Here is a 7530-nt window from a genome sequence, read left to right on the forward strand (position 1 = left end):
ATCCGTTGGGGTTGACGTCCAATTGCCCGCCGCCGAATAAGCCTGGGTGTGAGGTGCCGGGGGCGAGTGATGGGGTTAAGGTTGATGTGGGGGAGCCTGATGCACCCGTCCCTAAGAGAAAGCAGGAATATCTGTACCGAGGAGACTCGAGAGACCCATCCGATGTTTTCGTGAACGGATTCAAAAGTAAGGGAGACAGCGAGGATTTGTTCCTACACTCCATTGATAGCGATTTCCCTCCAAGCGGCTTTATCAGTACGTCCCCCTCCAGAGATGTAGGAAAAGAGTTTGCTACCAGTTTTTTTACAAAAACCGGATTTCTTTATACCTTGAAGAGGGTTGAGGGCTATGACTTGAAGCAAGAATTAGGAAACAAATACAAATTCTCCCGAGAGCAGGAGTTCGCCGTTCCAAAAGCCATAAAAAACGAAGATATTCTCGGCGCCACTATAATTATTGATGACGGACGCGATTTTGGATACTCCATTCCTAACCCATATCGGAGAATTGACAAATGATCTCAGAATTCAAAATTACCGTAGAAAAAGAATATGCAATCAAAGATGTAACTCTGATTTGCGACAGCGAGAAAATAAGCATCACTCTGAATTTGGACGAATTATCACCAAAAACATACACCGGCAAAAATTTTTATCACTGTTTCGGTTTGATCCGCAAGGACAACCCTCTGGTAACTTTCTTTTGTAAAGGATCAAAGTTAAATGTTCACCCCTCGAGCTTATCATCACAAATGTCTCTTGGATTAAAAGCTTATGAATTGACAAATGGAGCAGAACCATCACTGAAAGATGTAGTGTCGATATTTGACTACGAAGATGAAAACCTAACAAACTCGCCAGAACTACAGAGAGAGTTTTTCTTACAGTGGATAGGGAATTAGGGGCAGAAAGACATATTTCTTGACGACACAATGGACAAATGGCGCCCATTTAATTTTTTTAGAAAGACGCATACCGAGCATTACCCACACTGCGTGACGGCGTTTCCGGAAATAGATCGACAGGGTAAAAGACATACATGAAGTACTGGAATGAGATACATAACAGCAAATTCTTCAACATGGTCTTCAGCCAAAATATACCTATCGGAGAGATCAAGCTATTCACTCTAAACATAGACAATAATCTTTCAACACTGACTCTGGCGTTTGATATCAGAGAAATTCCAGACACACCTCCGAATAAGTGGAAATCAATAGAATATAATGCTTGTCGCATAGGGATAACGTGCAGTGAAGTTACAAGCTTGACGACATCCAATCTTCCCGCGCGGGAAATATTTCAATTCTCTATTCAAACTCTTGAGAGCGGGCACTTGGTTTGCATTGCATCAGAGACCTCAGAGATAAAATTCATTACGTCATCGTTGAGATTAAGAGAACCTAGCGTCTATTTCACAGAGTCACCTATCTAAACATCACCAACACTCCACGCGCAGCGCCTGCAAGACTAAAAGCAATATCACCAAGGCTAAAACTATTACCCCCCCCCAAAGAGCGCACAGCAATTTTTAAACAGTAAAAATGCAATCCAGCCAGCCAGCCAGCCAGCCAGCCAGCCAGCCAGCCAAATCATTGGACTAGGTATTTTGCAAAATCGGAGGAAAGGATGAGTGAGCAAGATCAAACCTTGGATACCCTGATACATGACTTTATTGCTATGGTAGAGACAAGCACGCTGATATTTGAAAAAAAATTTGGTACTCGAGACATTCGAAGGCTTTGGCATACCAAGGCGATCAAGCGTTGCGGGAGAGTTACTCGAGGCGTTAAATATGAATTGCACGGCATTGGCTGCCGCATCAATCTATCGACGGGAACTGTAGATTTCGACTATGGGCCTAATGGTGAAATCAATGGATTTGACATTTGGCGCTTATACATCTTTGCTCGTGAACGGCCGTCTAAATATAGAAAATATTGCGACAAAGAAACAATCGAAAAAGAATTTGCCGAATACATAAATCTAAAAAAAATCAAGAAAATCTCCTTCATTAGTAACTTATATATATTGACCAATTGAAAAGAAACTGAATAGACCGAAACACTTAAAATCATGCTGACTTCCGGACCTGCTTGTGAGAAAACCACCAAAATTTGCAACATAAAAGTCATTAGAAATATGGGAAAACTATTTTTTAGACATGAGCGAATGAAACATGCGAACCAAAAAGACTTGATACCATCGACTGGATGATCATAGAAGAACATGAGTAACAATATGGTACGTATCGAAGATTTGATCAAAGGCTTCCTCAGTAAAGTCGAAGAAGGAACAACGCTTCTGAAGAAAAAATTTGGTACACGAAACATTCTTAGGCTTTGGCGAAGTGGCCAAATAGAACGTTGCGGAGAAATTATTGATGGCGTGGAGTATGAGTTGCATGGCGTAGGCTGTGCTATCCATTTTCCCACAGAGTTAGTAGATTTCGATTACGGACCAAACAACAGGATCGACGGCTTTGACGTGTGGCGTCTTTATATGTACGCCGCCGACAGGCCTGAAGAGTACAAAAAATACACTGACATCAATTTTCTTGAGAGTGAGTTCAAGTCTTATATAGACTCAGGCAGAATCAAAAAAATATCGCCCTCCGATGAGCTCTATGAATTAATCGACCCGCCGGAAACCCTCTGAAAACGAGAGCATGGCTCGCAGATGACTAAGAAATATCCCGCGCATATTGTAGAGATCGATGTTTCGCAGGCCACTGCCCGTCAGTCATCGAAGTAGGTGAGACCTACTCAGCCGAGTTCGAAATGGTACTGCCGGACGAAATAGACATTTCAAAATGCGATGGTAGCGAAACACGTGTCGAGATGCTTGATAATGGTTTCTCATGCGAGATTTACGGGCGCTTAGAAGGCGATACGCTCAAGTCGTTCGTCGAATTTGCGGATCAAGATATCCACTTCGATTTTCCGCACCTCAATGGTCAGTTTGTAAAAATCAGAGCACAAAGAATCGACGTCTCGTTCTGAGGAACAGATTTTCTGTAGGGCCTGCTGAGTCAGGCCCTTAAGCGCTAAATCAAATTCTCAACACCCCATCACTGCTCATCCCCATCCTCCTCATACTCCATATCCGCTTCATCCGCATCATTCAACGGCACCGTCGCATCATCCATCAGCGAGCCCGGATCTTCATTCCCCGGATCATTGATAAACGGCACCCCATTAGGGCCCTTCTCTTCTTTGCCTTCGGTTTCAGGAGTCATGGCGCACCTCTTGAGCGTGTGGGATGTATGACGTTCGAAAAGCCCTATCGCCAATCGTTCCTCCGCCTGACGGCCAGACACGAAAAACCCGGCGCCAGGCCGGGTTTTCGTTGATCGTTCAGCGATGTTTATTTTTGTGTTTGTTCTTGTGCTTGTGGCCGCCGGAATGAGATCCGCCGTCGTCGTCGCCAAGATTGTTACCTACTGCGCCGCCTGCTGCGCCGCCAAGGCCTGCGCCAATGGCGGAGCCGGTGGAGCCGCCGAGGCTGTTGCCGACGACCGAGCCGCCTGCTGCGCCAAGACCGCCGCCAATCGCGGCTTCGGTGCGGTTGCGTTTGTTCGCGCCGACGGCACTGCCGGCCGCGCCGCCAACACCTGCGCCGACCGCTGCGCCCGTGCTGCCGCCAAGTTGTCCGCCAACCACATTACCCAGCGCACCGCCGAGACCACCGCCTACGGCAGCGGTGCCATCTCCGGCCGCCATCGCGCCCTGCGCCACGACCAAGCCAAAAAACAGTGCAGATAATGACAATCGCATATGAACCTCGCAGTTCCCGAAACGGGACAATCCGCCCAAGCGGGGCGTATGCAGATTGGAGATGATTTTGCAGGAAACGTTCAGCCATGAAAAAGCCCGACATCGAGTCGGGCTTCTTCTGACAGGCCATCAGCCTCAGTGGCGCTTGTGACCTTTGCCCAGGTTGCTGCCGACGGCACCGCCGGCCGCGCCGCCCAGACCTGCACCGATGGTGGCGCCGTTGCGGCCGCCCAGGCTGTTGCCGATCACCGAACCACCGGCTGCACCGACACCGCCACCGATCGCCGCTTTGGTGCGGCTGCCCTTGCGTGCGGCGACTGCGCTGCCCGCTGCGCCCGCGACGCCAGCGCCAATTACGGCACCGGTGCTGCCGCCCATTTTCTGACCGACCACGTTACCCAGCGCGCCACCCAGGCCACCCCCCAGCGCCGCCGTGCCATCACCGGCAGCCATCGCACCTTGAGCAAACAGAAGGCCAAGAACCAGAGCAGGCAGTGTTAAACGCATGACGAAAACCTCAAATAAACGGGATGACGAAAAGGAGCGGGATTTAATGCGCTCGACGCAGGAAAGTCCAGACGCCGGCGACAGCGTCGATTGGACCGCGATCAGGGAAAAGGTTTTATGCCGGACAAAAAAAAGCCCGCTGGGGAGACGGGCTGGAGACTTGCTTTCTAACGGATGGCTTCACACTACGTTGGCCAACGTGAAAAGTTTGTGAAAAAAAACCGACATTAATGTCAATGCCTGCCAGAGATTTCAAACCCCTATTCTTGCGCACATAAAAAACCCCGTTCAGTGACGGGGTGCGGGATGAAATCACTTTCTGGTCCTTGTCGTGACCTTGGGCAGGAATTTCGCTTTCGGCCCTTTGGGGGCTGTGGATTTGATTTTGCCGATGCTGACCGGATCCTCGCCAAACCCCGACTGATACTCCGACTGACCGCAGCGCACACAGTTGTTGAATGAAAACTCAGCGCCATCATCTTCGATAAATGGACCTGACATAGACTCTCCCCTACGCAACCGGGTCGACACCGACAAAACAGTTTTGCCTGGAAAATATCGCCCCTCAGCGCTTTTGAGACTAGCTGGTCACTACTGGACTTGCCGTTCAGAAAGGCTGATCACCGACGAATGGAAAAAAGCGTCGTGAACGATCATTCGCTAAAGATTTCCATCAGACGGCCGCTGCCCTGACTCCTACCAATGAATCTCAAGGAGAGATCATGCAGATCAATGGATTCCCGAACATGCCAGTCGTAAAACTCACGGACGAGCAGATCGCTGCCGGCAAGGCCGGTGCGGAAAAACTCAAGGAAAAGATCGCCTCGGGTGAAATCACCATCAAATACCCGGACAAACCGCTTCTCAAGCCGGGCGTCGTCTACCATCCCAGCGAGCCCGCACCATCGGCGCAGCCTGACGGGACACCGCCCCTCCTTGCCATCGATACACCGCTGACCTATGACTCAAGAGGCGCTGTGTTGCTCAAGCCACAAGGCTGATTGACGCGAAAAAGCCCACTCGTTGTGCGAGTGGGCTTTGCCTTGAACACAATAATCAGCGCAGCTTGACCGCAGTTCCGGTGACGAACACCACGACCATGCCGCCCTTGCCTGCCGGCATGCTGATCTCGAAGTCCACGCCGACCACCGCGTCAGCCTGCAATGCCCGCGCCCGATCCTTCAGTTCGTCGGTGGCCTGAATGCGTGCTTCTTTAAGAGCCCGCTCCAACGTCTGCGACCGCCCGCCAAAGAAGTCGCGCATGCCGGCGAACATATCGCGGATCACGTTGACCCCTTGCACAGACTCGGCGCTGACAATGTCCAGATATGCCGTGATCTGCCTCCCCTCGACGGAATGAGTGGTGGAAATGATCATGAAAGTCGTCCCTTTACTGCAAAAGTGAAGGCGGCGATTGTAGCGCGGCACCAGACCTGGCACCCGTTGCTTCAATTACATTTAACGACCCACAATTGATCCAGCTTCGTCGTAAAACTCGAACTCATCATCTCCCGCCGCATGCCCCAGGCAGGATCCGCCGGCACGCTCCCCGCTCGCAATGTTCCATGCCCCCAGCGCTGATTGATCTGGTCCAGCACGCCCATCACCCTCTCCGCCGCTTGAGGTTGGGTATGTGCAAACAGGTCTTCGGTAAATTCTCCGGGCTGTCGCAGATCCATCAACAGCACCTCAGCCTTGCTGTACTTGAACCCCGGCCGGAATAATCGATCGATCGCTTCGCTCGCGACCTTGCTCAGCAATCGCACATCATTGGTCGGATAAGGCAGCTCGATCAGCGCGCCGTTGGCGTACTTGGCCTCCTCGGGATTAAACATGCCGGTGCGGATACTCACGCGGATTTTCTTGCACAGCGAATTCTGCGCACGCAGCTTTTCCGCCGCTCGATGCACATAAGTCGCCACGGCTTCCTTGATCGGTTCGATGGTAGTCAAACGATTGCCAAACATGCGGCTGCTGCAGATTTCCTGCTTCGGCGGTTCTGTTTCCGACAGCTCCAGACAGGATGTGCCACCCAGTTCGCGCGCGGTCTTCTCGATCACCACGCTGAACTTGCGCCGCAGCGTCCACGGATCGGCCTTCGCCAGGTCCATTGCGCTTCTGATCTGCATGCTTTCCAGATGAGCTTTCATCCGCCGCCCGACGCCCCACACTTCACCGACATCGGTATTGCGCAACACCCAGTCGCGTTTGGACGGATCGCAGATGTCGACCACGCCGCCGGTATGCGCTTGCAGGCGTTTGGCGGTGTGGTTGGCGAGCTTGGCCAGCGTTTTCGTGGGGGCGATGCCGACGCCGACCGGGATGCCGGTGCGCTTATAAACAGCAGAGCGAATGGTTCGGCCAAAACCTGTCAGGTCCCCAGGAATGCCGCTGAGATCGGCGAACGCCTCATCAATGCTGTAAACCTCGACCGCCGGCACCATGGATTCGATGATCGTCATCACCCGTTCGCTCATGTCGCCGTACAACGCGTAATTACTGCTGAACACCTGAATGCCGTGGCGGCGCAGATCATCACGAATCTGAAAGTACGGCGCGCCCATTTTCACAAAAGGTTTGGCATCGTAGCTGCGCGCAATCACGCAACCATCGTTATTGCTCAGCACGACAATCGGCGTCTTCGCCAGATCGGGCCGGAACACTCGCTCACAGCTGGCATAGAAGCTGTTGCAATCGATCAGCGCGAAGACCTGCTCACGGTTTGCCATGGTCGCGCACGCTGTAAGTCACTACGCCCCAGATCACCAGCTCATCCCCTTCCATCACATAGCGAGGCGGGTATTTGCTGTTGGCCGAAAGAAGGATGATGGTGTTGTCGCGCATGTGCAGGCGCTTGCAGACAGGTTCGGAGTTGAGACCGGCGATGACGATATCGCCGTGCTCGGCATTCAGGCTGCGATCAACAATCACCAGATCACCGCAAAATATCCCGGCGTCCTGCATGCTTTCGCCTTCGATCTTCGCCAGATAAACGTGCGGCGCACGAATATCGAAGATCTCATCAAGCGAAATGTGCTTTTCAATGTGATCAGCCGCCGGCGAAGGAAAACCGGCGGGAATCCGAAACGAATACAACGCAAGCTTTTCGCCCGCGCCTGACAACGGGCCGAGGATGGTGACGCTCATGATACGAACCTGATAGTGAATTTACTGTATGCACATACAGTAAACTCGGGACGGTTCGGAGGGTCAATGAGGCGTGTAGGAGATTTCGACGGGTGACAGGG

At 51.7% G+C, this 7530-nt stretch carries 12 protein-coding genes and 1 pseudogene; 6 read left to right on the forward strand and 7 right to left on the reverse strand.

The window, feature by feature from the left end:
• The 5 genes and pseudogenes from D6877_RS09895 to D6877_RS09920 form a co-directional block, all read left to right on the forward strand.
• Nucleotides 1-518: pseudogene (locus tag D6877_RS09895) on the forward strand (type IV secretion protein Rhs); the annotation flags it as partial.
• Complete coding sequence (locus D6877_RS09900; protein WP_130910629.1) at nt 515-901, forward strand: hypothetical protein; 387 nt, start codon at nt 515-517, stop codon at nt 899-901. The pseudogene D6877_RS09895 and the gene D6877_RS09900, both read left to right, overlap by 4 nt.
• A gap of 727 nt (nt 902-1628) precedes the next feature.
• A complete protein-coding gene (locus D6877_RS09910) occupies nt 1629-2042 on the forward strand; it encodes a hypothetical protein (RefSeq protein WP_130910631.1) in 414 nt (137 codons plus the stop codon).
• Between the two features lie 198 nt (nt 2043-2240).
• Nucleotides 2241-2657, forward strand: a complete 417-nt coding sequence (locus D6877_RS09915; protein ID WP_178083661.1) for a hypothetical protein — start codon at nt 2241-2243, stop codon at nt 2655-2657.
• A 122-nt stretch (nt 2658-2779) separates the two neighbouring features.
• The gene (locus D6877_RS09920; protein WP_130910633.1) at nt 2780-3001 is read left to right on the forward strand and encodes a hypothetical protein; all 222 of its coding nucleotides are present in this window, start codon (nt 2780-2782) and stop codon (nt 2999-3001) included.
• A gap of 68 nt (nt 3002-3069) precedes the next feature.
• Here D6877_RS09920 and D6877_RS29355 read toward each other — a convergent pair whose 3' ends face one another.
• The 4 genes from D6877_RS29355 to D6877_RS09935 all read right to left on the reverse strand — a co-directional run bounded on the left by D6877_RS29355 (nt 3070) and on the right by D6877_RS09935 (nt 4783).
• Nucleotides 3070-3237 carry a hypothetical protein gene (locus D6877_RS29355; protein WP_178083662.1) on the reverse strand — a complete coding sequence of 56 codons (168 nt, stop codon included), beginning with the start codon at nt 3235-3237 and terminating at the stop codon, nt 3070-3072.
• Between the two features lie 118 nt (nt 3238-3355).
• The gene (locus D6877_RS09925) at nt 3356-3775 is read right to left on the reverse strand and encodes a YMGG-like glycine zipper-containing protein (RefSeq protein ID WP_024012287.1); all 420 of its coding nucleotides are present in this window, start codon (nt 3773-3775) and stop codon (nt 3356-3358) included.
• Between the two features lie 135 nt (nt 3776-3910).
• Nucleotides 3911-4282 carry a bacteriocin gene (locus D6877_RS09930; protein WP_122692184.1) on the reverse strand — a complete coding sequence of 124 codons (372 nt, stop codon included), beginning with the start codon at nt 4280-4282 and terminating at the stop codon, nt 3911-3913.
• 312 nt (nt 4283-4594) lie between these two features.
• Entirely contained in the window at nt 4595-4783 is a 189-nt protein-coding gene (locus tag D6877_RS09935; RefSeq protein ID WP_122698972.1) for a hypothetical protein, read from the reverse strand.
• A 221-nt stretch (nt 4784-5004) separates the two neighbouring features.
• Here D6877_RS09935 and D6877_RS09940 point away from each other — a divergent pair, with 221 nt between their 5' ends.
• On the forward strand, nt 5005-5283 hold the full coding sequence (locus D6877_RS09940; RefSeq protein WP_130910634.1) for a hypothetical protein: 279 nt from the start codon (nt 5005-5007) through the stop codon (nt 5281-5283).
• 55 nt (nt 5284-5338) lie between these two features.
• On the opposite strand, the gene D6877_RS09945 is transcribed toward D6877_RS09940, so the two are convergent.
• The 3 genes from D6877_RS09945 to umuD form a co-directional block, all read right to left on the reverse strand.
• Entirely contained in the window at nt 5339-5659 is a 321-nt protein-coding gene (locus D6877_RS09945) for a YbjQ family protein (RefSeq protein WP_016773801.1), read from the reverse strand.
• 71 nt (nt 5660-5730) lie between these two features.
• Nucleotides 5731-7011: a Y-family DNA polymerase gene (locus tag D6877_RS09950; protein ID WP_130910635.1), complete on the reverse strand. Its 1281-nt coding sequence runs from the start codon at nt 7009-7011 to the stop codon at nt 5731-5733.
• Nucleotides 6998-7429 carry a translesion error-prone DNA polymerase V autoproteolytic subunit gene (umuD, locus tag D6877_RS09955; RefSeq protein ID WP_130910636.1) on the reverse strand — a complete coding sequence of 144 codons (432 nt, stop codon included), beginning with the start codon at nt 7427-7429 and terminating at the stop codon, nt 6998-7000. Before umuD ends, D6877_RS09950 begins: the two co-directional genes overlap by 14 nt.
• Nucleotides 7430-7530: the final 101 nt, after the last annotated feature.

The organism is Pseudomonas sp. Sample_9 (assembly GCF_004307535.1).
In the GTDB taxonomy this organism is placed as follows: Bacteria; Pseudomonadota; Gammaproteobacteria; order Pseudomonadales; family Pseudomonadaceae; genus Aquipseudomonas; species Aquipseudomonas mercuritolerans.

What these genes read in the sequence shown, in the direction of transcription:
- D6877_RS09930 (WP_122692184.1), bottom strand. Translation starts at nt 4,282, where the DNA reads ATGCGTTTAACACTGCCTGCTCTGGTTCTTGGCCTTCTGTTTGCTCAA.
- D6877_RS09900 (WP_130910629.1), top strand. Translation starts at nt 515, where the DNA reads ATGATCTCAGAATTCAAAATTACCGTAGAAAAAGAATATGCAATCAAA.
- D6877_RS09920 (WP_130910633.1), top strand. Translation starts at nt 2,780, where the DNA reads ATGGTACTGCCGGACGAAATAGACATTTCAAAATGCGATGGTAGCGAA.
- D6877_RS09935 (WP_122698972.1), bottom strand. Translation starts at nt 4,783, where the DNA reads ATGTCAGGTCCATTTATCGAAGATGATGGCGCTGAGTTTTCATTCAAC.
- D6877_RS09925 (WP_024012287.1), bottom strand. Translation starts at nt 3,775, where the DNA reads ATGCGATTGTCATTATCTGCACTGTTTTTTGGCTTGGTCGTGGCGCAG.
- D6877_RS09915 (WP_178083661.1), top strand. Translation starts at nt 2,241, where the DNA reads ATGGTACGTATCGAAGATTTGATCAAAGGCTTCCTCAGTAAAGTCGAA.
- D6877_RS09950 (WP_130910635.1), bottom strand. Translation starts at nt 7,011, where the DNA reads ATGGCAAACCGTGAGCAGGTCTTCGCGCTGATCGATTGCAACAGCTTC.
- D6877_RS09945 (WP_016773801.1), bottom strand. Translation starts at nt 5,659, where the DNA reads ATGATCATTTCCACCACTCATTCCGTCGAGGGGAGGCAGATCACGGCA.
- D6877_RS09940 (WP_130910634.1), top strand. Translation starts at nt 5,005, where the DNA reads ATGCAGATCAATGGATTCCCGAACATGCCAGTCGTAAAACTCACGGAC.
- D6877_RS29355 (WP_178083662.1), bottom strand. Translation starts at nt 3,237, where the DNA reads ATGACTCCTGAAACCGAAGGCAAAGAAGAGAAGGGCCCTAATGGGGTG.
- D6877_RS09910 (WP_130910631.1), top strand. Translation starts at nt 1,629, where the DNA reads ATGAGTGAGCAAGATCAAACCTTGGATACCCTGATACATGACTTTATT.
- umuD (WP_130910636.1), bottom strand. Translation starts at nt 7,429, where the DNA reads ATGAGCGTCACCATCCTCGGCCCGTTGTCAGGCGCGGGCGAAAAGCTT.